This is a genomic window from Qipengyuania sp., assembly GCF_965277845.1.
GTDB lineage: Bacteria > Pseudomonadota > Alphaproteobacteria > Sphingomonadales > Sphingomonadaceae > Qipengyuania.
Genome location: NZ_OZ255844.1, coordinates 717,995 through 740,468 on the forward strand (window position 1 = coordinate 717,995; position 22,474 = coordinate 740,468).

The window sequence follows — 22,474 nt, forward strand, 5'->3', positions numbered from 1 at the left end:
TCTCTCCTTGGTGGCCACGATTTTGTCGGTAGCGTGCGCCTAATTCATCGTCTCATGCGACCTGCGTCCACCCCTGCAAGGCCGCTGCTTCGGCCCGGACCGCTTCGGGACCGCCCAGAACCTGGCGGTCGAAACCGATTCGCTTGAACCAGAAATGCAGACCTAGGAGATCGGTAAAACCCATCCCCCCATGCACCTCGGTTGAGGTTCGGGCGACAAAACGGTGGACTTCGCCCGTATGTGATTTGGCATGGCATGCCACCAGCGAAGCCTCGTCGGGCGTCGCATCGAACGCATGGGCGGCATACCAGACCAGCGAACGGCATGGTTCATGGCGGGCAGCCATTTCCGCGCACATATGCTTGACCGCCTGGAAGCTGCCGATCACTCGTCCGAACTGTTCGCGCTGCCCGGCATAGTCGACCGCTTTTTCGATCATAGCCTGGCCCGCACCGAGGCTATCGGCGGCCAGGAGCACCCGGCCGGCGTCCCGCAGGCGCCTGACTGTGGCCCCACCATCGTCCGCGAGAGCCTCGCCCGCTACGCCAGAAAACCGCAGCTCCCCTACGCTCCGGGTGCGGTCGATCGTTTTGAGAGCAACCTTCTCCAGACCCGCAGCATCGCCAGCTACGAAGTGCATACGACCGGCGGTATCGGCTACCAGAAACGCGTCGGCTTCCAGGAAGTCGAGCGCGAACAAAGCCGTTCCGTCGAGCTTTGCGCCGTCGAAGTCCACGCCTGCCCGGTCCCGGATCTCCACCGTTTCCGCGATCGCGACGGCGATTTGCGCCTCGCCCTTCGCTATCCTCGGCAGCCAGTGCGCCTTCAACTCCTCGCTACCGCCCTGTGCCAGCGCAAGGGGTGCCAGTACATGGGCACCGATAAAAGCCACCGGCGCGACGGCATAGCCGAGCTGCTCGGCCACAACGGCGGCATCGAGCATTGTCATCCCGAGCCCGTCATGTTGCTCGGGAACCATCATTCCCCAAATGCCGATTTCGCCCAGCGCCGAACGCACGTTGTCGCTGAAGGGAACCGAGCCCTCCGCGCATTCGCGCACATGATCGAGCGGACAAGTATCAGCAAGAGTGCGGCTGATCGCGTCGCAGAGCATCTCCTGGTCTTGCGAAAGTCCGAAATCCATCAGGCGGCTCCCTTATTCTGCCCGCTTGCAACGGCCGTCGCCTGTTCGGCCGCGGGAGGCGTTGCGAACTTGGGTTCGCGCGGCATTTCCAGCCCGCGTTCGGCGATGATGTTCTTCTGGATCTGGGCGGTGCCTCCACCGATGATCAGACCAAGCTGGAACATGTAGTTCCACTGCCAGGCACCGTCTTCGCGCTCGCGCTCGCTTCCGTGATAGAGTATGCCCATCTCGCCCATTGCGTCGATCGCGAGCGCGGAAATCTGATGGGCGAGCTCACAGCTCTGCAGCTTCACGACAAGTTTCGCCATGCCGCCGGCATCCCCCCTAAGGCTGTTCGACAGGATGCGCATGCCGTTGAATTTCATCGCCGCGACTTCGGCTTGCAATGCAACCAGCCGGTCACGCAGAACGGCGTTGTCCATTGCGCAACCCTGGCCGATGCGTTCTTTTTGCATCAGCCTGACCAGCGCCTGGAGCCGGTTTTCCAGTGCATCGGGGTCGCCCAGCATGCCACGTTCATGGCCCAGTGTGGCATTGGCCACGTACCACCCCTGCCCGCGCTGCCCGACGATCTGATCCAGGGGAACCCGCACGTCGGTAAAGAACGTTTCATTGAACTCGGCATGACCGGTCATGGTCTTGAGTGGTCGGACCTCGATCCCTGGTGTGTCCATCGAGAAGATCAAGTAGGAGATGCCGCCGTGCTTGGGCGCGTCCGGTTCGGTCCGCACAAGGCAAAAGATCATGTCCGCCTGCTTGGCCGTGCTGGTCCAGATCTTCTGTCCGTTGATGACAAAGTCGCCATTTTCGACGCGGGCGCTGGTCTTGAGCGCGGCGAGGTCCGATCCCGCTCCAGGTTCCGAATATCCCTGACACCAGACTATCTCGCCATTAAGGGTCGGCTCGATCCATTGCCGTTTCTGGGCTTCGGTTCCGAGTTCCAGCAGCGTGGGAACGAGCATGGAAATGCCCTGGTTCGCAAGGCCTGCGGGGATGCCAGCGCGCGAAAATTCCTCGGCAATGATCCGCGATTTCAGGATGTCCGGCTCGGCTCCGTATCCGCCGTATTCTTTGGGAATCGTGCGCGCGGTGTAACCATGCAGGATCAACAGCTGTTGCCATTCGACGGCTTCGGGGGAAGGGCGCGCGGCACGGCCTTGGCCATCGGGTGCGCGGTGACCGTGGGTTTGCAGGAACTGGCGCACTTCCTCGCGAAACACGTCATACTGGGGTCCGTAGTCGAGATCCATCTTGGTCTATCCTTCTGCGCGCGCGATCGCGACGGGTCGGAATACTGGCAGGCGAAAATCTTCGGAGATCGGCTCGAAATCCAGCGTGACCGGCAGATCGAGCTCAAGCTCGTCGAGCGCGCAATCGACCAGCCGGGTTGCCATGCGCACTCCCTCCTCCAGTTCCACCACCGCAGCGATGAAGGGAATCTCGCCGGCGAAGGCGGGATGCAGTGCCTGATGGGTCACCGTCCAGGAAAACAGCGTGCCATTGCCGGTGCTACGCTCCCACGACCACTCAGGAGAACCGCATCGGGCGCACATATAGCGCGGCAAATGCCGAAAACTGCCGCATCCTTCGCACTGCTGGAAGTAAAGGTTGCCGTCCTGACACCGGTTCCAGAATTCCTGCTCCACCGGATCCTGCGGGCGCGGCTTTGGCTTGGCTGGTGCGGCCTGCGCCGAGGGGCGCATCTTGGGCGGCAGATCTTTCTCGTCGCTCACGCAAACCTCCTCAAAATCGCTATACTGCCGTCACCCAGATCGCCCCAGCCGGTCACCAGGCCGGTCTGGGCGCCTTCGACCTGCCGCTCCCCACAATCGTGGCGCAACTGACGCACCGCCTCGACGACATGGTTCAGTCCCCAAACATGGGCCTCGCTCAGCAGGCCGCCATGGGTGTTGACGGGATAGCGCCCGCCCAGCTCGATCTGGCCATTCGCGACGAACTCTGCCTGTCCACCTGGTTCGCAATAGCCCAGGGCCTCCAGCTGCAGGAGAACCACGTAGGTGAAGCAGTCGTAGATCTGCAGAAAATCCATGTCTTCGCGATCGACCCCCGCCATTTCGAACGCGCGCGGCGCGGCGTAGCTCAGGCCGATCTTGAAGGGGTCGGGACGCGAAGGGATATCGTCGGCGGGGTAAGGATGCCCTTCAGCCGCACCGGCGATGCTCACGGGAACATGCGGCATGTCCCTGGCGCGGTCCATTCGCGAAACCACGACTGCGCATGCCCCGTCAGTCTCCAGACAGCAATCGTAGAGGCGAAAGGGTTCGGATATCCAGCGCGCGGAATGGTAGGTTTCGGCATCCAGTTCCCGGCCATAAGTGAAGGCCTGCGGATTCATCTGCGCATGGCGACGGCACGCCAGTGCAACGGCCGCCATCGCTTCCGGGCCGATATCGTAAATTCGGGAGTGCCGGGTGGCGAGCCAGGCATACATCTGCACCGGCAGGAACACGCCATACGGAATGTAATAGCCTTGGATCGTATTCGTCAGGGTGTTCATGTTCATCGGCCGCGTCGGCGGTGCGCCAGGCTTGGGCCGCAAGGCGGAATAACCGTTCCACCCGAGCGTCACCAGCACATGGTCGCATAAGCCGCTGGCAATTGCCATCGCGGCGTTCTGGAGTGCCGTGGTAGGGCTCGCCCCGCCCATGTGGACCGTAGAGGCATAGCGCAGAACTTCGATACCGAGGTTAGCCGCCATCTCTTCCGAGGTGGTGTAGATCGGCGGAGGAACCATGCCGTCGATATCCGACGGCTTCAGCCCTGCATCTGCTATGGCTTTGCGCGATGCTTCCAGCATCATGTCGACCGCGGTTTTCTCGGTGCCTTTCACGAAAGCGGTTTCGCCCACTCCGGTGATGGCCGATTTGTCGCTTAAGCTCATGCCTGCCTGACCGCCTGGTAATCGCGTTCGAGCTGTTCGGAAAGAGCGCGCACCCTCTGATAGGTCTCCGGCGGACGCAGTCGCAACCCGCGGCGGACATCCTCCAACGGACGATCAAGATTTTCTTCCCAGTAGAAGGTGGTCAGATCGGCTGCAGCCCGGCCCCGGCGCCACGCTTCAAATGCAGCGCGCGCCACTGGCAACTGGGCAGCTTCCAGTTTCATCTTGGGAATGCCGACGCCCAAGATGAAAGCGATCCCGTGATTATAGAATTGCGCGTTTCCGAAGGACAGCACGCACAATTCGCCCAGTGCGTCCCTGCCGTATCCGGCGACGACATGAAACAGGTCATGCGAATCGCGAAGGCGCCGACGATAGAGGGAAACATCGGGGTCGCCGAGGTCCTCCAGACCTCCGGCCTCGCTGGCTTCCGCCAGACCTTCTGCTGTCAGACCCTCCCCGTAAACAAAATCGAGGTAGGCTCGGCCAAGCGTGCCAGACGCACAGGTCGCAAGGCGTTTGCGATCGCACAAGGTTTCAAGTAGGTCGGCCCGGTCGGAAGCGATACGCCGCCCATCGCTCGACTTCATGAAGCGATTGAAATTCCGATAATAGGAATTGCCCGACAATGCCTTGACGATACGGAACACCTGCTCCGTATCCTCCCTGTCGGCAATCAACTGCCTCATTGCCCCAGCGCTCTGAGAGGCTCTACGGGGCGGCGCAATTCATGACCTTTGGCGTAAGCCATCTTCTTGCCTCCTGCGCTTCACTTGTAGATGCCAGCGGACGCCAACGCCTTCTCGGCTCCATCGACCAGGTCGCGCATCACTTCGGCGGCAGGCCGGATCGAATCGATCAGGCCGATGCCTTGCCCCGCGAAGCCGGGGATGACATCCTTGCGCTCTGCCTTGATCCCGGAGGCCATGACCGGGCCGGAGATCATCGACTGATAGGGCATCGGCAGAGGCTCCTTTCCGGCCTGCACCCAGGCGTCGGCCCATTTGTTACGGATCATGCGCGCCGGTTTGCCGGTAAGCGATCGACTAACGACCGTATCGGCATCGCCGCTTTCGGTGATCGCCTCTTTCTGGAAGCGCTCGATGCCCGCTTCCTCGGTCGCGAGAAATGCCGTGCCGACCCACGCGCCCTCTGCCCCCAGCATCATCGCAGCGGCAACACCCCGGCCATCCGAGATACCGCCGGCCCCAAGGACAGGAACACGATCGCCAACGGCGTCGACCACCTGGGGAATCAAGGAAATAGTCCCGATCGGCGAGTTGTGACCTCCGCCATCGTGCCCTTGCGCGACGATCATGTCGATGCCCGACCCGACGACCTGTTCGGCGTGCTTGACCTTGCCGATCACCGCCATGACCTTGGTGCCATTGGCATGGAGCCGATCCATCCACGGTTCAGGATTGCCAAGGCCGGCAGCATAAACCGGCACCTTTTCCTCGATCACCACTTCCATCTGCGCCTCAAAGAATTCCTTCGAGAACAACTGCGGGCCGCCCTTGCCCATTTCAGGCGCGCCCGCCGCCCGCATGGCGGCGGCAGCATCGACCTCCGGAAGCTCTTCACGATCCATGAAGTCGCGCGCGAACTGCTGATATTCACCCATCAGATCCATGGGATTTTGGGGTGCAGCACCGCTTTGAGGGGCAGAGCCGCGCCTGACCGACGCGGGGAGCAGCGTATCGACACCGAAAGGTTTGTCGGTCAATTCCCGGGTCTGGCGAATCCAGTCACGCAACTGATCGGGCGAACACGCCGCGGCACCCAGGACCCCGAGCCCGCCGGCATTCGAAACCGCAGCCGCCAGCGCCGGAACGCTCGCTCCGCCCATCCCGGCAAGCAGGATCGGGTACCGGATCCCCAGCATTTCGCATATTCGGCTCTTCAACGCCATTCTTCCTCTCCAGCCACTTGCCTAAACGCACACTCAAACTATTGAAAATTCTACAGCTGCCCCCACCGCACCCGCTGCGAGACCAGCTCGGGGCTGCGCTCCGAAAGATAGACGGCAGAGCCGGCCACCAACCGGCTCATTGCTTGACGGGCCGCGGCGCTGTCGCCAGTCCGCACTGCCTCGAGCACCCGCACCAGAAACTTCATCTGCACCGCCCGTTCCTGTGCCGAATATCCCAGCGAATGGGAAAACTCGCGGGTCAACAGATGCATCGCAGAGGTCAGCAAACCGAACAGCGGATTGCCGCTCGCCCAACCCAACAAGTCGTGAAATCTGCGATTAAGTTCCTCGAATTGATCAGAGGCTTCATGATGCCTCAATTCCGCCAGACACCCTGCCAACGCGCTGAGATCAGCGGTAGTTGCACGCTGGGCTGCATACCCTGCGACATCGGGAGCAATTGCTTCGCGCAATTCAAGCAAACCACGCAAATCGGCTTCCATGAAATGCAGAATCAATGACAAACTGCTTGCAAAATCGCCGGTCTGCGGACGGGCTACGACGGGACCTCCACCACGGCCGAGCTGGAGATGGATGACCCCTTGCAATTCCAGGAACCGCAAAGCCTCCCGCAAAGTTGCGCGCGCAACCTCGTAACGCGCGAGCATTTCATCCTCGCGCGGAAGCCTGTCACCCGGGTTATGGCGACCCGCCTCGATGTCCCGCACGATGCTTTGCGCAAGAGAAAGGGCACGCTTGGCCTTCTTCACCGCTGACATCCGCCACTCATCAGCACACCCGCACCTCTCGAATAAAAAGTATAAGGATATTAGCAAACCTTCGTTGGATCGGCACACTATCCGATGGGATTGGTGTCTGCAAGGGACTAAAAGAGTATACGATTTATTGACTGCACGAGATGTCTCCCTTAAGGATGACTGAAGGCCGATCAGGCCTGAGATGTAGAAGGAATAGTTCTTATGGACAGCCAGATCGCCGAGCCGGATGCCGCGGCGAGGATCGCGTCAATTCCGATCGAGGAAATCGACGTGGCCCGGCCAAGCCTGTTTCAGAACGATACCATCGGTCTATTTTTTGACAGGTTGCGCGCCGAAGAACCTGTCCACTACTGCCGCGAGAGCTATGTCGGCCCTTACTGGTCCATTACCAAGTTCGACGACATCATGGCGGTGGACACCAATCATAAGGTCTTCTCTTCGGAAGCGAAGCTAGGCGGAATTGCAATCCAGGACATGCATTCGGTGGAAGGCGCGCTCGAACTTGAAATGTTCATAGCGATGGACCCGCCCAAGCACGATCAGCAGCGCAAGGCGGTGACTCCGGCAGTGGCTCCGTCCAACCTGCAACTGCTCGAGCCGATCATCCGCAAGCGCGCGGGAGAGATTCTCGATGAACTCCCGATTGGCGAAGATTTCGACTGGGTGGATAAGGTTGCGATCGAGTTGACGACGATGACGCTGGCAACCTTGTTTGATTTCCCTTGGGAGGAGCGGCGCAAGCTGACGCGCTGGTCCGATGTAGCAACTGCGGCACCTGAAACCGGGATCGTCGAATCCTACGAGGCGCGGCGCGAAGAACTCATCGGTTGCGCGATGTATTTCAAGACTCTGTGGGACGAACGGATAAACGAGGAGCCGAAGAACGACCTCATCTCGATGATGGCTCATTCTCCCGCCACGCGCGACATGCCGTTCCTCGAGTTTCTCGGCAATCTTATGCTGCTGATCGTCGGTGGAAACGACACAACACGCAATTCCATCAGCGGCGGCGTGCTCGCCTTGAACCAAAGCCCGGACGAGTACGCGAAACTCGACGCGGATCCTTCGCTCATTAGCAAAATGGTTCCGGAAATCATCCGTTGGCAGACCCCCCTCACTCATATGCGCCGCACCGCGCTGGAAGATTGGGAGATCGGCGGCAAACAGATCAAGAAGGGCGACAAGGTGGTGATGTGGTACCTGTCAGGCAACCGCGACGAGAGTGCTATCGAGCGCGCGGACCAGTTCATCATCGACCGCAAAAATCCGCGCCATCACCTCTCATTCGGCTATGGCATTCACCGCTGCATGGGAAACCGGCTCGCGGAACTGCAGCTGCGGATCATCTGGGAAGAAATTCACAAGCGCTTTTCCCGGGTCGAGGTTACGGGTGAACCAGAGCGTCTTTTTTCAAACCTCGTCCGCGGAATCACCAGGCTGCCGGTGCGGCTCCGCGCCCGCTGACTCTCGAGATCGAAATGCGGAGTTCAAGATGATCAAAATTACGTTCGTGGCTAGCGATGGTGAGCGACGGGAGGTCGAAATAGAAGAAGGCGAGACAGCCAGGGAAGCGGCGCTATACAATGACGTGCCGGGTATCGATGGCGATTGCGGAGGGGTATGTGCTTGCGCGACCTGTCATGTGCATGTCGATCCCGAATGGATCGACAAGGTGGGTCGGCTTATGCATGATGGAATGGAGGCCGACCTCTTGCAGTTCGCCGAAGGCACCACTGAATACAGTCGCCTTGCCTGTCAGATTCCGATGAAGCCGATGCTGGATGGATTGGTTCTTCACCTACCCGAACAACAATACTGACGGAGGGATCCTCGTCCCCGTAGCCTACATTCTTATCTGTCTTTCCTTGATTCTTCGAGAAAACACCCATGGCCACACAAATCGAGCCCGCAACCCAGACCGACGAAGACGCCTTCCGCGCGGAAGTGCAGCAGTTTCTGGCGGACAATTTTCCCGCCGAACTCAAGGGCCAGTCGAACGCGCTGGCCGGCGTGGACGGCCCCACCAATGAAACGCCGGCGCAGACCAAGTGGCGCGAAGCCGTGGGCGCGCGCGGCTGGGGCACCCCCACCTGGCCGAAGGAATACGGCGGCGGCGGCCTCACCAAGGCGCAGGCCAAGATCATCGACCAGGAATTCGCCAAGGCGGGTGCCTACAACCCGATCGGCGGCATGGGCGTCATGATGTTCGGCCCGACGCTGCTCGAATACGGCAACGAGGCACAGAAGCAGGAGCATATTCCGCCGATCTGCCGCGGCGAAATCCGCTGGTGCCAGGGCTATTCGGAACCCAATGCCGGCTCTGACCTCGCGAACCTCCAGACCTTTGCCGAGGACAAGGGCGACCACTACCTTGTCAACGGCCAGAAGACCTGGACCAGCGGCGGCCAATGGGCCGACAAGTGCTTTGCAATTGTACGAACCGACAAGAGCGACAAGCACAAGGGCATCAGCTTCATGCTGATCGACATGGACACGCCCGGCGTCGAAGTCCGCCCGATCACCATGATCAGCGGGACCAGCCCGTTCTGCGAAACCTTTTTCACCGACGTGAAGGTCCCGAAGGAAAACCTCGTCGGCGAGGAAGGCCAGGGCTGGACCATCGGCAAGCGCCTTCTGCAGCACGAGCGCACCAACATCTCGGGCGGCGGCAGCCTCGCCCGACTCATGGGCCAGAGCCTTGGCGATATCGCCAAGAAGTACCAGCCGACGGGCGCCGACGGCGAACTCGCCGATGCGGTGCTGCGCGACAAGATCGCTGATTTCGAAATCCGCTGGAACAGCTTCCTGCTCACCGCGCGCCGCGCGATGGAAGAGAGCAAGGCAGCTGGCGGCGTCTCCGAAATCAGCTCTGTGCTCAAGAAGCTCGGCACCAAGCTGAGCCAGGAACGCAGCGAATTGCTGATCGAAATCCGCGGGTTGCAGGGCCTCGGCTGGGAAGGCGACGGCTTTTCGGACGGCGAGCTCGGGGCCGTGCGCGCGTGGCTCTTCGGAAAGGCCACGACGATCTATGGCGGCTCGACCGAAATCCAGAACAACATCATTGCCAAGCGCGTGCTCGGCATGCTCGACCACCAGTAAGAGAGGGGAGCAAGGACAATGGCCGTTCTCAACGAAGAACAGGAAATGCTGCGCGACATGGCGCGCGATTGGGCCGTCAACGAAAGCCCGGTCACCGAATTCCGCAAGGTCCGCGCCAGCGGCGAGCCCGAAGCCTTCAACCGCGACGCCTATGCGACGATGGCGCAGATGGGCTGGGCCGGGGTCATCATCCCCGAAGAGCATGGCGGGTCGGACTTCGGCTTCCTGTCCGCGGGCCTCGTCGTCGAGGAACTCGGCAAGACGCTCACCGCCAGCCCGCTGGTGATGAACACCGTCGCCGCCTCGGCGATCGTTCTTGGCGGCAGCGACGAGCAGAAGGCCAGGTGGCTGCCCAGGCTGGCGAGCGGCGAGGCCATCGCCACCCTCGCCGTCGACGAAGGGCCGAGCCACGATCCTGCGAAGATCGAGACCAGTGTGTCCGACGGCAAGCTGAGCGGCACCAAGGCCTTCGTCCATGAAGCGCATGGTGCGGACCTGTTCGTCGTCGCGGCGAAGGACGGGCTTTACCTGGTCGAGAAAGGCGACGGCGTCGCGCTCACCACCCGCAAGCTGACCGACCAGCGCAGCCATGCCGACGTCACCTTCGACGGCGCGGCGGCGGAGAAGCTCGCCAATGGCGGCGACAACCTGCTCGATGACGTGCTCGACCGCGCGCGCGTGCTCACCGCAGCCGAAATGCTCGGCATGGCGCAGCAAGTGTTCGACGACACGCTCGACTATCTGAAGCAGCGCGTGCAGTTCAACCAGGTGCTGGCGAGCTTCCAGGCGCTGCAACACCGCATGGCGGACCTCTTCGCCGATCTCGCCCAGATGCGCAGCGCGGTCGAGGCGGGCCTGCAAGCCGTCGATGCCGGCTTCGGCGTGGCGCGCGCGGCGACCATCGCCAAGGCGGAAGCCAACCGCGTTATGCACACCATGGCAAACGAGGGCATCCAGCTGCACGGCGGGATCGGCATGACCGATGAGTACGACGTCGGCTTCTATCTCAAGCGCGCCCGCGTGCTGGAGCAGAGCTTCGGTTCGTCGAGCTGGTTAAAGGACCGATTTTCCAAGCTTTCTGGCTACTAGAAACCTGCATGTAGTGACCTGCATGGCATTTTTGCCACATGCTTGTCGACAATGTGAAATAATCCGTCAATTCATCTACCAAGTCTTGAAATGAAACGCGCTTATCGGCATCGTTTCTAACATCGACTAGTGCCTAGGATGGGGCACATTCTTAGAGGAGAGGCACATGAAAAGATTTCCATCACGCCACCATTGCGCCCTTGGTGCATTGGCAGCGGCACTTGCCTTCACACCGACAGCCGCCTTCGCCCAGGATGTTGGCGAACCCGATGCGGATCTGGTTGAAGGGGCCGATGTCGAAGACCAAAACGTAATCATTGTTACCGCGCAAGGGCGATCGCAGGTCTTGGCGGATGTTCCAGTCGCCGTGTCAGCTGTTTCCGGAGAAACCCTCCAGAATTCGGGCGCCAGCGACATACGTGAGCTGAACCAGGTTGCACCGTCCCTGCTGGTGTCTTCCACCGGCAACGAAGCTAACGGTTCCGCGCGTATTCGCGGTATCGGCACGGTCGGCGACAACCCTGGTCTGGAAAGTTCGGTCGCGGTTTTTGTCGATGGAGTCTATCGCTCTCGTTCGGGAAGCGCCCTGAGTGAGCTCGGCCCTATCGACAGGGTCGAAATCCTTCGCGGTCCCCAAGGTACTCTGGGCGGGCGGAACTCATCGGCAGGCCTGATCAATATCTACACCGCACCGCCCGAGTTCGATTTCAGCGCATACGGGGCCTTCACTTATGGCAACTATGATGCGATCCGCGTCGAAGGTGGCATAAACGCTCCGCTTGGCGACACCGTAGCTGCGCGTGTGGACGGCGTGTATTTTGAGCGCGACGGCTTCTACAACGATATTACCAACGGCGGGACGATCAACAATCGCGATCGTTATCTGGTCCGCGGTCAGCTCCTGTTCGAACCCAATGACGACCTGTCCATTCGCCTTGTCGGGGATTATTCCAAAAAGGACGAAGCGTGCTGTGCCGCGACGTTCGTCCAGCCCGAGTTTGCTCCGCTTGCACGGATCAGCGCTGGATTTGATCCCTTTACGAGGCCATCGGATGGGGCCGCCCTGACGAGTACCGCAAATCCGATCGTTCCCGTGTTGCTTGCGCTTGGGCAGGATCCGCGTGCCCTCACCCAGGATACATTCAACCGCGACCTGTACCCTACGCCGGGCAGAAGCTATGAAGGCGAAACCGAAGACTACGGTATTTCGGCTGAGATCAATTGGGATTTCGGGAACGTCACGTTGACGTCTATCACGGGCTACCGTGAATATGCCAACAGCCAGGGATCTGACACCGATTACACTACTGTCGATATTCTCTACCGCGCTCCGACCGAGAATGCTCTTGCTCGAGACTTTGAAACATTCACTCAGGAACTGCGCCTTACCGGTGAGGCCTTCGATGGCAAACTCGATTGGTTGATCGGCGCGTATTACGCCAATGAAGAACTGCAGGTGCGTGACAATCTGCGGTTCGGCACCCAGTACGGCAATTTCGTAGCGTGCCGCATCGCTATCGCGATCAACCCGGCTTTGGTCAATCCGGGGGCTTCCAATTGCCTGGGTGCCAACGTGGCGGCATTGGACGGTACGCTGACCGGAAGCCCGGCATTCGGCGCTGCAACCCCGGCGATCCTCGCAGGTATCAACAACCTTGCAAGCATCAGCGATTTGGGAACGGTCAGCGAGGTCTACAATCAGACGAGTGAGAACTTCGCGTTCTTCACGCATAATATCTTTGCGATCACGGATACGCTCGATTTGACGCTGGGGCTTCGTTATACAAACGAAACCAAGGACTTCGACGCAACTTTCCGCAACGACAACACGGTTTGTCCGACAAACCGCAATCTGCTCGGAGGCTTTCTGGGTGTTCCGACTTTGGCACCTCTGGCCGGTGGTATCATCAGCCTTTCCTGCCAAGGCAATTCGACATCGGAGCTCGATGGAGTTTCTCTCGAAGACTCGCGCGAAGAAGAGGAGTTTACCGGCACGGCTATCCTGAGCTGGAAGCCAACTCCCGATCTGCTAGTCTACGGTTCGTATTCACGCGGCTACAAGGCGGGCGGTTTCAACCTCGACAGGTCTGCACTGTCAAATCCGCTTGCGTTCGATCCGGCCAATATCTCGGCAGCCGCGCTGCAGTTCGATGAAGAAACAGTCGATGCATATGAGATCGGCCTCAAATACTCGACACGCGAGTTCGGGGTTAGCATTGCAGGCTTCCGGCAAGAGTTCAGTAACTTCCAGTTGAACACGTTCAATGGGGCGTTCTACATTGTGCAGACGGTCAATAGTTGCGATAGCGATCTCGGCGGGGCCGACAGAGACGCAAGCGCGACAACCGGTGCATGCTCTTCCGATGAAGTTGCACCAGGTGTGATCGCTCAAGGTGTCGAGATCGAAACCTATCTACGGCCCGCTCGTGATTTGGATATTACCCTTGGCGTCACCTATTCTGATACGAGCTTTGAAGACAATCTTATCGGGGACGATACCGGGGCACCGCTCGACCCCGCACTACGCTTGCTGCCAGGCGACAACCTGTCGAATGCACCAGAGATCGTGGCAACATCGTCGCTTACGTGGACGCCGCCAATCGGCGACAGTGGGCTCGAAGGCCTGGTCTTCGTGAACGCTCGTATGGCTGGTGATTACAACACCGGCTCCGACCTGCTCTTCGGCAAGGAACAGGACAGCTTCGTCGTAGTGAACGGGCGTGTGGGTCTGACCAATATTGCGGATCGCTTCGCGATCGAGGGATGGGTCAATAATTTGTTTGACGTTGGGTATACGCAGGTGGCCTTCAACACGCCTTTCGTGGCTCCGCAACAAACGTTCTCCGCTTTTCTTGCGGAACCGCGGACTTACGGCATCACCGTGCGCGGCAAGTTTTAAACTTACTCGCTAATTGCAAGAGGGTTCGGCGCTTCGCTGTGTCGAGCCCTCTTTTTCGAACTTTTATTTGCTCACGACTAGGTGGCGTCCGAACAAAAGTTCCGTGTGCTCAATATCGTCGATGATGTGATAGGGAGAGGCCGGCAGCGGTGTTCGCTGCATGAATCCCTCTTCGCTGGGCTACCAGCCGCCGGCCCCACAAACAATCTTGCCTCGTCCTGCCATGCTGCCTTACGCTGCGCTCCAGGCCGCCCAGCAGGGCGACCCCAACCGCCGGAACTCTAACTTAACCGGTGGACCACCCTGATGGGGCAGATCAGGTGGAAGACTACAACCGAGAGAGACCGCCCTCATCCCTTGGCTACGCGACATCGGCGGCGTTCGCCGCCGAACTAGATAAGCAATGGCCTGCTTCGCCACGCCCTACGGGCTCCGCTGCGCAGCCCATTGCTTCAACCGCGCTCATACGCATCAACGCAGCTCGGCTCTAATCCCGGCTGGGGGGAAGATCAGGGGGTCACGTCACTCATTGGAAGGCGGCTATCGCGACGCAATTCGCTCTGAAAGTCGTGGGACTATTTTGCAGGTCTTCGAGGAACAGACCTGCTAATTTTCGCCCTGCAGTTAGTTCCATTAGGATAACGCTGTTAGCATACGTAGGCACCGCGGCCGCTAGCCAAAAGGTTGCCAGTAGGACCGTATACACGTGTTTCAGCGACCGAGATATTTTTACCGATCTTGATTATTTTGCCCGATGCTACGAGTGGTCCCGAGGTTGCCGGGCGGTGGTAGTCGACCCTCAGATCGGCGGTCGCCTTGGCCCCTGTACCTTGCGACAATAAGGTGTAGAGCCCGGTTAAATCGATCAGAGAGGCGAGCACGCCGCCATGCGCTGAACCGATTGCCGGGTTTGACACGATCTCGTCGCGCCAAGGCATCTCCAGTTCAAGCTGCTCGTTCGAGCATGACCGTAAAGTGAGGCCAAGCCACCGGTGAAACGGGGCAATCTGCAGGATCTCTTCGAGGCGCTTAGGATCGATCCTTGTCAGATTATCGGTCATGTAACGGCTCCCTGCGGACTGTGATTACGCTTGAGAAAATCGAGTATCGCTGCCGAAAAGGCATCGTTGGCATCGCCAACCACCATATGTGTTGCCTCTGCGATGTCGGTGTATTCAGCGTGTGGAACAAGTTCGAGCAATTGCGCGACCGCGTCTTCGGAAACCAGATCGCTCGATCCGCCGCGAATAATATGCAATGGCAGCGAAAGCCTGCTGGCTGCATCGTTCAGCGCATCAAACTGGCGTTCCTGATGAGCCGGATCGCTTCGCTTGGCTAGTGTGATGTTGCGGATAAAGGCCGGATCCCAATGCCAGTAGTAGCGGCCGTCTTCCTTCTCTCGCAGATAGCGCCGTAAGCCCTTGCCGGCTCCGCGCTTGCGGCGATGTGGCATGTAGCGCGCGATGACCTCTGCCGCTTCGTCCGGTGAAGAGAAACCGGTCTCCACGTGCTCCTCCATAAAGCCGACTACGCGCATAACGCCCCCCGTCTCCATACGCGGCGCGATGTCGACGAGAGTGAGCGACGCGAAGCGGCCCGGCGCAAGGTGTCCTTCGGCGATCAGTCCGGCCAACCCGCCAAGGGAGGCCCCGACGAGCGCTGGCTTGCGGTCCATTTTTGAAGCGATCGCAACGAGATCTGAAGCGAAGTCGCGCGTTTCGTAAGCGCCCTCGGCAGACCATTCGCTGTCGCCATGACCGCGCATATCAATTGCGATCGGACGAAATCCCGCATTGGCGAGATCGGCTGTGACACGTTTCCATGCGTGACGGGTCTGGCCGCCCCCATGCGCGAGCAAGACCGGTAAAGCATCGGCATTTCCGGTCGCTTCGGCTGCTATGGAGATGCCACCATCTCCCCCGATATGGAAAGTTTGCGACTGCATACCGCAACCTCATATTGTAAATCGATTTACAGTAAACGGCTTTATTTCCTGATCCGCTATGGTAGGTTGCCCTAGATGGCTGCCATGACGGGCTATGACGCGGATACAAAGGGGGGCAAGTTCCCTCACCGATACCGATCGGCTGTTCTTTCTTATGGAGGAAGTGACCCGGCGTTTGCGCAGGACCGCCGATTCTTCGGTTGAACAATTCGGGCTCACGCGGACGCAATGGAGTATATTGGCTTATCTTTCGGAGCCCAGGCATGACCCAGACAGAGCTGGCTCGGGAACTGAAGCTAGAGCGCGCTAGCATCGGCCAGACTATTGATCGCCTGGAAGAACTTGAGCTGGTGGAAAGACGCAGGCGCGAAGAACGACAGGCGCGTTTGGCGGGTTCATTTACGCCCTGCCGCAATCGAGCTACTTCCCAAGATGCGAGTAGAAGCTGATGCAATGTATGCTCGCTTGCTCGGGGGGATCCGTTTTGGGGAACTGGAGCGCTTACGCGGATCGCTGGCTAGGATGCATGACAATCTGGGCAGCGAGCCATAATCACTCGAAATCGAGCCCATGCCCCGCGTTCACGCCCGCGTTTGCCCTTCAGGGGGTCTGATGCTCAGATGAGGGACGCCGAGCGCATGCGATCATAACATCCCGGCAGTCGTGGCAGGCGAGGTGGCCGGAGCCCCCGCACTCACCCAGCGCCGTTCGGTTCCTTATCAGCTTGAGCGACCATCGGATTCAGTTTCTGCTGTAGCGTGAAATCAGCGAGTGTTTGCATGGCGGCACTGCTAGCGAATATGGTTGACGCTGAGCTTGAACACGCCAGGCATGCGCGAGCCTTCCAAGATAGCGCTATGGATAAGCATATGCCGAAAGATGAGATACGTGATTACGCCCCCAACGAAAAGGATGACATCCTTTATTTGCTAGAAGAGGTGAACAGGACCGCTCGGCGGACCTTCGACGCTCTGATCGTGGGGCTCGACCTCAATCAAACACAATGGCGGATCATCGCGTCCTTGTTGCGAGAACCTACGCTAACACAGACCGAGATTTCTCGCCTGCTCGAGCTTGAATCGGCGACGATAGGACAGGCTGTCGCAGTTTTGGTTGAAAAAGGTTTGATCGAGCGAGAGCGGGCGGCGCACGATCGAAGGGTTTGGAACCTCCACCTCACCGAGCAAGTAAGAACCATCTGGCCGGAACTGCGCGAAGCGGCTGATCGACTCCACGAAATTCTCTGGAAGGGAATGTCTGCGCCTCAAATCGACCTCCTGCGTACGATGCTTCGAAAAGTTGCGGAGAATCAGAAGCAGGCTGACACTTGCGAAGAAAGCCGATGAAGCATGATCTGGAAAACAGTGTCGGTGAACTGACGCGGCTAGCAGAACTCGGTCAGATTTTCGCCCGGCACGGTCTGAAAAATCTCGGAAGCTTGCTTGGCTTTATGCCGGTTTCGGAGAATGAGCCAGATACCGAGGACTTGCGTCCTGCATCGGTGGTGGCGCTGTTGCGCGATGTCGGCCCTGTCGGAATAAAGCTTGGCCAGCTCCTGGCGACCAGAAGCGATCTGTTTACACAACCCTGGATTTCCGCGTTCGGCACTCTCCACGACCAGGTGGAACCGCTGCCGTTCGATAAGATCGAACCGGTGATTGTATCGGCTTGGGGCAGCGACTGGGAACGTGAATTCGCCGCTTTCGAGAGAAACCCGATCGCCTCAGCCTCTATCGCGCAGACTTATGTCGCAACCCTGCTGGACGGAAGCGAGACTATCGTGAAAATCCGCCGACCCGGCATGGCGTCCAGGATCGAGGCGGACATGAGGCTGTTGACACGGCTCGCGGGCCTCGCCGAGCGTCGGTCAAGCGACATTGCTCGCTATCGACCCGTGGAATTCCTTCAGACATTCGCCAAGAATTTAGCGCGGGAGATGGACCTGGCGGCAGAAGCACGTGCCTGTGAAAGGATTGGCGGTTATCTGGAGATGCTTGGGGTGAAGACGCCCGCGATCCACTGGGAACTCACAGGCTTGACGATCAATGTGCAGGAAGCCCTGGGCGGAAAGCCCGCGTCGCGGCACCCGGCAACTGATCCGGCAGGGAATGCCCAGTTCGCGAAGCGCTATGCCGATGCAGTGCTACGGATGATCCTTCTCAATGGAGAGTTTCATGGCGACCCGCATCCCGGCAACGTCTTCTGGATGGAAGGGAACCAGGTAGGCTTCATCGATTTCGGCTCGGTCGGCTTTCTCAGCGGCGCGCGGCGTCAGGAAATCGTCCGACTGATTTTCGCTATCGCGAACGGACAGATAGACAAGGTGGCCGATCTGCTGCTCGACTGGGCAGGCAATCCACTCGTGGATCGCGCGCAATTGGTGATGGACCTGGATGAGCTGATCGCGGAATTTAGCGGCACAGCTCTTGCCGGGATAGAATTCGCGGCAATTTTCGATCGGGTTTTCGGATTGTTGCGCGATTATCGCCTCGTATTGCCGCCCGACCTCGCTATTTTGCTGCGCACCCTGCTGACCGCAGAGGGCTTCGTTCGCTCTTTGGCGCCGGACTACAATATCGCCGAAGAAACGAAGCCGATCGTGATGCAATTGTTTGCCGAGCGATTTTCGATCGGAGCCGCGCGGGATCATTTGGCCAAGGTCCGCAGTGGCCTGCTTGATTTCTCGGCATCGCTGCCCGAGCTAATCGATAACGTTGCCTCGGTCGCTCGATCAGGTACGATTCAGGTATCCATCGACCCAGCCAGTCTGAACCATCTGACGCGGGAAGAGGACCGCAGCACCCCCGTCAAGGGTCCGGTGGTGGCAGCGTTGATCATCTCTGCCGCATTGCTGGCCGACCAATCGTTGTTACTGGCAGGAATTGTTCTGGCTTTCGCGGGAATAGCACTCATTCCTAGATGGAACTGATAAGACCACACACAATGAACGCTTAGACCACGGCCGCCCGGCACCGATATTGGCTACATCAAGGGAGAAGAGTGGAAATGACCGAACAGAAACCTGCCGAAGCGGTGCCTGCCGCCACCATGCTGCTGACCTGCCCCATCAGGGTGGTCCACCGGTTAAGTTAGAGTTCCGGCGGTTGGGGTCGCCCTGCTGGGCGGCCTGGAGCGCAGCGTAAGGCAGCATGGCAGGACGAGGCAAGATCGTTTGTGGGGCCGGCGGCTGGTAGCCCAGCGAAGAGTGTGGCCGGACGGTGTTGTAGTGGATACGCCAGCGCTCGATCAGGATGATTGCCTCCTTCAGAGTGTAGAAGATCTCCCCGTTGAGAAGCTCATCCCTGAGCTTGCCGTTGAAGGATTCGTTGTAGCCATTCTCCCATGGTGATCCGGGTTCGATGTAGAGAGTCTTCACACCAATCCGCCAGAGCCAGTCGCGCACGGCATGAGAAGTGAACTCAGCGCCATTATCGCTACGGATGTGATCAGGCGGACCATGGCGTTGGAACAGCTCGGTCAGCACGGCCAGGACATCATCGCTCTTGAGCTTGCGCTGGACATGGATCGCCAGGCACTGGCGGCTGTACTCGTCGATCACGGTAAGCATGCGGAAGGCCTTGCCGTCATGGGTGCGATCCATGACGAAGTCGTAGCTCCACACATGGCCACTATATTGCGGACGCAGCCTCACGCATGATCCATCGTTGAACCACAGACGCCCGCGCTTTGGCTGTCTCTGCGGAACCTTGAGCCCTTCACGGCGCCAGATCCGCTCGACCCGCTTGGCGTTCACCAACCAACTTTCATTGCGCAGCAGCGCCGTGATCCGGCGATAGCCGTAGCGACCATATTGCTGGGCCAGCCGGATGATTGCAGCTGTCAGCGGCTTCTCGTCGGCTGGTGGTGCGGGCAGCTTGCGCTGGGTCGAGCGGTGCTGGGCAACGACCCGGCAGGCACGGCGCTGGCAGATATCCAATGCCTCCTGCACATGGTCGATGGCCAGCCGACGCCGTGAAGGGCTCAGTACTTTCCCTCGACAACCTCCTTCAGGATCAGCGCATCGAGCGTAAGATCAGACACCGCCTTCCTGAGCCGCTGGTTCTCCTTCTTGAGATCCTTCAATCGCCGAGCCTGGCTGACCTTCAGCCCACCGTACTCGCGTCGCCAGCGATAGTAACTCTGCTCCGAAATCCCCAGCGATCGGCTGATCTCCCCGATCTTCTCTCCGTGCGAGAGCCGAACTTCGGCCTCACGCAGTATCCCGATAATCTGTTCCGGCGTGTATCTCTTCCGTGCCATTCATCAGCCCCTTTCAAGCCGTAAATAGCCGAAATCCTAACTCTCAAAACGGACCACTTTTCGGGGGGAAGGTCACCTCTGGCCGATGGGAAGGACGCTGACAGGCTGGAAACCGCAGTTGGGCGGTTGGGGCTTGATCGACCTTAGAAACGCGCAATCGGTCGATCCGTTTTCCCTGGCCTCAGATGAACTCATCGAGGTTACCGACTGGGAACTACTTGATTTTGCAGTTCAAGTTGTCAAGCAATGGCTCCAAAGGAAGGGTTTCGAGATCATGTCCACTCACTCAAATCCCAACGTCGATCCGAACATCTGATTTGTCGGAGACAATGGACCCGAGTGGGTAATCGTACGAGCAGCGCGATATCCAGAAAAGGTGGCTCAGATCCCGAGCAACGTAGAGGCCATCGCTAAGCAATGCGAAGCTCTCAGTCACTTGGGGAATTTCGCATCTTTTGGCTTTGCGTTGGCGGAAAACGTTGAAAGGCCCATCTGGCGGGGACACGCTGCCGATGTCCAATTCGAAGGCATTAAGCCGATCTGATCCGGAAGCTCTCATTGCTCCACGCAGGTGTGCGATCTCTTGAAGAATCATGCGGCCATATTCGTGCTCGGCGGTCGCTTTTGGGGTGTAATATAGCCGCCGCTCTGCGCCAAAACACCAGACGTCCAGACCGGTAACGGCGTGGGCTGTAGACTGGAGTTCGTTCGACCTGAGGCCGGTCGGATTACGACTTCTTACCAGTCGTCGAAACTTTGAATTTTGCTCAGATTGGAAACCTCATTCAAGTGCGTTTCCAAGTGATGGCGTTCCTCATCCCAAACCGCAAACAGATGTTCTGCGCCAGAATTCTCAATGTTGTTTAATTCGAAATCGTACACATCGAGAAACAATTGCTCGTAGTACTTAAAGAGACGATTCTCCATGCTGGTGAATGTCACGTATAGCTGGGCATTCTTCGGCCATTTTTTTGACGTGGCTATCAACGCGAAGCTCAGCAAACCCTTTCCCGACATACACGCATAACATCGTGTAATTGCCATGGTCGTCGCAGGCGTCATAGTCTACCCACAGGTGATAGAGGCCTGTCTGACCACGGAGGAATTTAAGATAGAGCTTGTACGTTATGTTCCCAATACGAAGTTCGTCGTAGACCGGCAGTTCCGCACAAAATGCGCTCTCGTTCACCAACTCATGGGCAGAAATTGGCTGGCTTAGTTCTAAGAGCGCTATTTGATCGAACGCATCGTACTCTTGATTTTGACACGGGAAATCTTGTTCGATGCACTTTGTCATGATCGGCTCGACCTACTCAATATTGTATGTTCCTTAATAGGCGCCGGTGGCTTCCGAAATCAGCTCGGTTCTTGCAGCGACGAGCGCTCCCAATACTCGAGGGTATCGGGCCGACTGCTTCGATCCGGCGACCGCGCAAAGGATGCCTTTGACTGCCCCTGTCGATGGCACGTCCGCCTCCAACCAGTCAGCTCCAGACCAATAAGCGGTCACTTCAGGCGGTCCGAAATCCAGGCCTCCACTTCGTCTTCTGCCCATGCGACCGCATATCCACCCAGCTGCACGGGCTTCGGAAACTTGCCCTCGGCCATCCAGCGATAGATTGTCGAACGGCCAAGCCCGACGCGATGCTGAACTTCGGGCAGGCGAATGAGCCGCGTCACCCGCCGGGTTTCGGTCGCTCCTTTGTCTATCTCTTCACCCACGATGGCCTCCCTCGGCACCGGCAAAGACATCGCCAAGCAGCGCATCCTTGCGTTCGAGCTCGTCGATGTGGTCGGAGAGCAAGCGGGCGACGCGGTGCGCGGTCCCCTTGGCCCAGCGCGGCTTCACATCGTGAACCTGGTTGCCCAAGACACGCTCGAGCGCTGAAGGCAGTTCGCCGGAAAAGTCCTCGAAGAATTGCGCGAGGTCCGATTGCAGCCACGCAATCGCGTGATCGCCGCCGCTGACGAGGAACAGGAGCAGGTGTGCGTGCGGCGCGACGCCGCTCGCGGCAAGAATGCGCAAGGCTTCGCCGAGGCTGGCCGAGCGTTCGCCCGCAAGAACACGGCGCAGGGCATCCTTATGGATCTGCGCGTCGCGAGCGATGTCGCAGCGGGCACGGCCGCTGGCTTCGACGGCGGCCAAAAGCAGCCGGGCGAGGTCGGCGCGAACCTGTTGTTCGGCAAAGAGCGCCATGTTGGTCATCGACGAATCCTTATCTCCAGAGTGATCGACTCTCCGGCTAACCGCGAAGGAAGCCTGTAGGAAAACAAAAAGAACATTTAGAGAACATAGAGGAAGGAACGATCAGCTTCCTCCGACGATTCGCGCGAATTTCGGTCGCCTGCGCGCATATCGCGGCTCTCTTCGCTCAGATGCCGGCACAGTCAGCGCTGTTGCGCGATCAGCCTGCGCGAATCCCGTGCATCGCACCTCCCGATGTC

The 22,474-nt window shown here is 59.0% G+C and carries 22 protein-coding genes and 1 pseudogene; 10 read left to right on the forward strand and 13 right to left on the reverse strand.

The window, feature by feature from the left end; all coding sequences use genetic code 11:
• Nucleotides 1-52: 52 nt before the first annotated feature.
• From ACQY4G_RS03520 to ACQY4G_RS03550, 7 genes are all read right to left on the reverse strand, one after another.
• Nucleotides 53-1,144 (reverse strand): acyl-CoA dehydrogenase family protein, encoded by a 1,092-nt coding sequence (locus ACQY4G_RS03520; protein ID WP_067463600.1) that lies wholly within the window; start codon nt 1,142-1,144, stop codon nt 53-55.
• Complete coding sequence (locus ACQY4G_RS03525) at nt 1,144-2,394, reverse strand: acyl-CoA dehydrogenase family protein (RefSeq protein WP_067463598.1); 1,251 nt, start codon at nt 2,392-2,394, stop codon at nt 1,144-1,146. The genes ACQY4G_RS03520 and ACQY4G_RS03525 overlap by 1 nt, the downstream gene beginning before the upstream one ends.
• Nucleotides 2,395-2,400: 6 nt before the next feature.
• Complete coding sequence (locus tag ACQY4G_RS03530; RefSeq protein ID WP_006834185.1) at nt 2,401-2,877, reverse strand: Zn-ribbon domain-containing OB-fold protein; 477 nt, start codon at nt 2,875-2,877, stop codon at nt 2,401-2,403.
• Nucleotides 2,874-4,046 (reverse strand): thiolase C-terminal domain-containing protein, encoded by a 1,173-nt coding sequence (locus ACQY4G_RS03535; RefSeq protein ID WP_050599565.1) that lies wholly within the window; start codon nt 4,044-4,046, stop codon nt 2,874-2,876. Before ACQY4G_RS03535 ends, ACQY4G_RS03530 begins: the two co-directional genes overlap by 4 nt.
• Complete coding sequence (locus tag ACQY4G_RS03540; RefSeq protein WP_067463595.1) at nt 4,043-4,735, reverse strand: Coq4 family protein; 693 nt, start codon at nt 4,733-4,735, stop codon at nt 4,043-4,045. The genes ACQY4G_RS03535 and ACQY4G_RS03540 overlap by 4 nt, the downstream gene beginning before the upstream one ends.
• An 80-nt stretch (nt 4,736-4,815) precedes the next feature.
• Nucleotides 4,816-5,931, reverse strand: a complete 1,116-nt coding sequence (locus ACQY4G_RS03545; RefSeq protein WP_196848010.1) for an NAD(P)H-dependent flavin oxidoreductase — start codon at nt 5,929-5,931, stop codon at nt 4,816-4,818.
• A 77-nt stretch (nt 5,932-6,008) separates the two neighbouring features.
• Nucleotides 6,009-6,737 (reverse strand): FadR/GntR family transcriptional regulator, encoded by a 729-nt coding sequence (locus tag ACQY4G_RS03550; protein ID WP_006834189.1) that lies wholly within the window; start codon nt 6,735-6,737, stop codon nt 6,009-6,011.
• 201 nt (nt 6,738-6,938) lie between these two features.
• Here ACQY4G_RS03550 and ACQY4G_RS03555 point away from each other — a divergent pair, with 201 nt between their 5' ends.
• The 6 genes and pseudogenes from ACQY4G_RS03555 to ACQY4G_RS03580 all read left to right on the forward strand — a co-directional run.
• Entirely contained in the window at nt 6,939-8,201 is a 1,263-nt protein-coding gene (locus ACQY4G_RS03555; protein ID WP_006834190.1) for a cytochrome P450, read from the forward strand.
• Between the two features lie 28 nt (nt 8,202-8,229).
• The gene (locus tag ACQY4G_RS03560; RefSeq protein WP_006834191.1) at nt 8,230-8,556 is read left to right on the forward strand and encodes a 2Fe-2S iron-sulfur cluster-binding protein; all 327 of its coding nucleotides are present in this window, start codon (nt 8,230-8,232) and stop codon (nt 8,554-8,556) included.
• A 68-nt stretch (nt 8,557-8,624) separates the two neighbouring features.
• Nucleotides 8,625-9,836, forward strand: a complete 1,212-nt coding sequence (locus ACQY4G_RS03565) for an acyl-CoA dehydrogenase family protein (protein ID WP_006834192.1) — start codon at nt 8,625-8,627, stop codon at nt 9,834-9,836.
• Nucleotides 9,837-9,854: 18 nt separating this feature from the next.
• Nucleotides 9,855-10,925, forward strand: coding sequence for an acyl-CoA dehydrogenase family protein (locus ACQY4G_RS03570; protein WP_067463589.1), 1,071 nt, complete (start codon nt 9,855-9,857; stop codon nt 10,923-10,925).
• A gap of 166 nt (nt 10,926-11,091) precedes the next feature.
• Complete coding sequence (locus tag ACQY4G_RS03575; RefSeq protein ID WP_034922553.1) at nt 11,092-13,824, forward strand: TonB-dependent receptor; 2,733 nt, start codon at nt 11,092-11,094, stop codon at nt 13,822-13,824.
• Nucleotides 13,825-14,144: 320 nt separating this feature from the next.
• Nucleotides 14,145-14,315 (forward strand): annotated as a pseudogene (locus tag ACQY4G_RS03580) (IS3 family transposase); the annotation flags it as partial.
• A gap of 156 nt (nt 14,316-14,471) precedes the next feature.
• On the opposite strand, the gene ACQY4G_RS03585 reads toward ACQY4G_RS03580, so the two are convergent.
• Nucleotides 14,472-14,885, reverse strand: a complete 414-nt coding sequence (locus tag ACQY4G_RS03585; RefSeq protein ID WP_006834195.1) for a hotdog fold thioesterase — start codon at nt 14,883-14,885, stop codon at nt 14,472-14,474.
• A complete protein-coding gene (locus ACQY4G_RS03590; RefSeq protein ID WP_011415890.1) occupies nt 14,882-15,769 on the reverse strand; it encodes an alpha/beta fold hydrolase in 888 nt (295 codons plus the stop codon). The genes ACQY4G_RS03585 and ACQY4G_RS03590 overlap by 4 nt, the downstream gene beginning before the upstream one ends.
• 263 nt (nt 15,770-16,032) lie before the next feature.
• On the opposite strand from ACQY4G_RS03590, the gene ACQY4G_RS03595 reads away from it, so the two are divergent.
• The 3 genes from ACQY4G_RS03595 (at nt 16,033) to ACQY4G_RS03605 (ending at nt 18,698) form a co-directional block, all read left to right on the forward strand.
• On the forward strand, nt 16,033-16,218 hold the full coding sequence (locus ACQY4G_RS03595; RefSeq protein ID WP_228135198.1) for a MarR family transcriptional regulator: 186 nt from the start codon (nt 16,033-16,035) through the stop codon (nt 16,216-16,218).
• Nucleotides 16,219-16,548: 330 nt separating this feature from the next.
• Entirely contained in the window at nt 16,549-17,115 is a 567-nt protein-coding gene (locus ACQY4G_RS03600) for a MarR family winged helix-turn-helix transcriptional regulator (RefSeq protein ID WP_006834198.1), read from the forward strand.
• Nucleotides 17,112-18,698: an ABC1 kinase family protein gene (locus ACQY4G_RS03605; RefSeq protein WP_006834199.1), complete on the forward strand. Its 1,587-nt coding sequence runs from the start codon at nt 17,112-17,114 to the stop codon at nt 18,696-18,698. Before ACQY4G_RS03600 ends, ACQY4G_RS03605 begins: the two co-directional genes overlap by 4 nt.
• Before the next feature lie 138 nt (nt 18,699-18,836).
• Here ACQY4G_RS03605 and ACQY4G_RS03610 read toward each other — a convergent pair.
• Nucleotides 18,837-20,029 (reverse strand): IS3 family transposase gene (locus tag ACQY4G_RS03610; protein ID WP_369765956.1). Its coding sequence is split into 2 segments (ribosomal slippage): nt 18,837-19,780 and nt 19,780-20,029, totalling 1,194 coding nucleotides; the frame shifts between segments, so codons are not numbered across the junction.
• An 85-nt stretch (nt 20,030-20,114) separates the two neighbouring features.
• Between ACQY4G_RS03610 and ACQY4G_RS03615 the strand changes: the two genes are divergently transcribed.
• Nucleotides 20,115-20,345, forward strand: coding sequence for a hypothetical protein (locus tag ACQY4G_RS03615; protein WP_006834202.1), 231 nt, complete (start codon nt 20,115-20,117; stop codon nt 20,343-20,345).
• Nucleotides 20,346-20,936: 591 nt separating this feature from the next.
• Here ACQY4G_RS03615 and ACQY4G_RS03620 read toward each other — a convergent pair.
• From ACQY4G_RS03620 to ACQY4G_RS03630, 3 genes are all read right to left on the reverse strand, one after another.
• Entirely contained in the window at nt 20,937-21,326 is a 390-nt protein-coding gene (locus ACQY4G_RS03620; protein ID WP_421993144.1) for a hypothetical protein, read from the reverse strand.
• Between the two features lie 209 nt (nt 21,327-21,535).
• Entirely contained in the window at nt 21,536-21,751 is a 216-nt protein-coding gene (locus tag ACQY4G_RS03625) for a helix-turn-helix transcriptional regulator (RefSeq protein ID WP_006834205.1), read from the reverse strand.
• Nucleotides 21,744-22,235 carry a hypothetical protein gene (locus ACQY4G_RS03630; RefSeq protein ID WP_006834206.1) on the reverse strand — a complete coding sequence of 164 codons (492 nt, stop codon included), beginning with the start codon at nt 22,233-22,235 and terminating at the stop codon, nt 21,744-21,746. The genes ACQY4G_RS03625 and ACQY4G_RS03630 overlap by 8 nt, the downstream gene beginning before the upstream one ends.
• Between the last annotated feature and the right edge of the window lie 239 nt (nt 22,236-22,474).